Raw genomic sequence first — 1,076 nt, forward strand, 5'->3', positions numbered from 1 at the left:
GGCGGATTCAAGCGGCAAGTGCAACAGTATAAAAACCAGCCATAACTTCACTCGGTGTATACCAGCCTAGTGTTTTTCTAGGACGATGGTTAAGTGACAATTCTATCTGCTCTATTTCATCGTTTGACACATCGTCAAACGATGATGATTTTGGCAGATATTGCCGGATTAAACCATTCGTATTTTCATTTCTAGCTCGCTGAATAGACTTGTAAGGATCAGCAAAATAAGTATCTATGCCGACATCAGTAATTCTTTTGTGTTCGGCAAATTCCTTTCCATTATCAAATGTCACACTATAAGCATGGCTCATTTGTAAACGATCTAATGCACAAGTAATCGTTTGAGAGGATACTCTCGTTGGCCCTAAATGAACAATATGTACATACAGGCTCTTTCGATCAACAAGGGTTAATAAAGCACCTTTATGATGTTTACCAATCACCGTGTCACCTTCGAAATCTCCTAAACGTTGTCGTTGATCAATGACCTGGTCTCGACAGTGAATACTTGTTTTATCAATGATTTGCCCCCTACGATCCGTGTTTTTGTAACCTCGTTTTCGATATTTCTTCTGATGCCTTAAGTGTAGATGGAGTTTACCGCCTTTTGATTTATCTTGATAAATGTACTGGTAAATCCACTCATGTGAAGGTACATCCAGCCAACCGCGTTGTGTTAAAGCACCTGAAATTTGTTCTGGTGACCAGTCCAAGCCAATTAAATAATCAATATAGGCGAAGGCAAATGCTGTCATTGATGAGGAAGGACGGTACCGTCTTTGACTTGCAAATTTAGCTGCCTGTTGAGCCCTATATCCACGTTGCCCAGTATTTCTTTTTAATTCACGGTAGATGGTTGATCGTGAACGCCCTAACTCCCGAGCAAGGTTAGCGATTGAGCTTTTACTTTTCAAAGTAGCATAAATTTCGTATCTTTCATCTTGAGAAAGTTGGGTGTATTTCTTCATTGTGTGCTTTCCAATTGCGAGTTGAAAAAGTCTAATGATTCTATGAATACACCTAACTTTTTCAACTAACTACAAATGTGTCGCACTTGGGATTTGAATCTGCGTT

At 39.5% G+C, this 1,076-nt stretch carries 1 protein-coding gene; it reads right to left on the reverse strand.

What is annotated here, in order from left to right; all coding sequences use genetic code 11:
* Window positions 1-7 precede the first annotated feature (7 nt).
* A complete protein-coding gene (locus tag FTU50_RS15300; protein ID WP_180069877.1) occupies window positions 8-970 on the reverse strand; it encodes an IS30 family transposase in 963 nt (320 codons plus the stop codon).
* Window positions 971-1,076: the final 106 nt, after the last annotated feature.

The sequence above is a fragment of the Acinetobacter sp. YH12112 genome, from assembly GCF_013418945.1.
Lineage (GTDB): Bacteria > Pseudomonadota > Gammaproteobacteria > Pseudomonadales > Moraxellaceae > Acinetobacter > Acinetobacter indicus.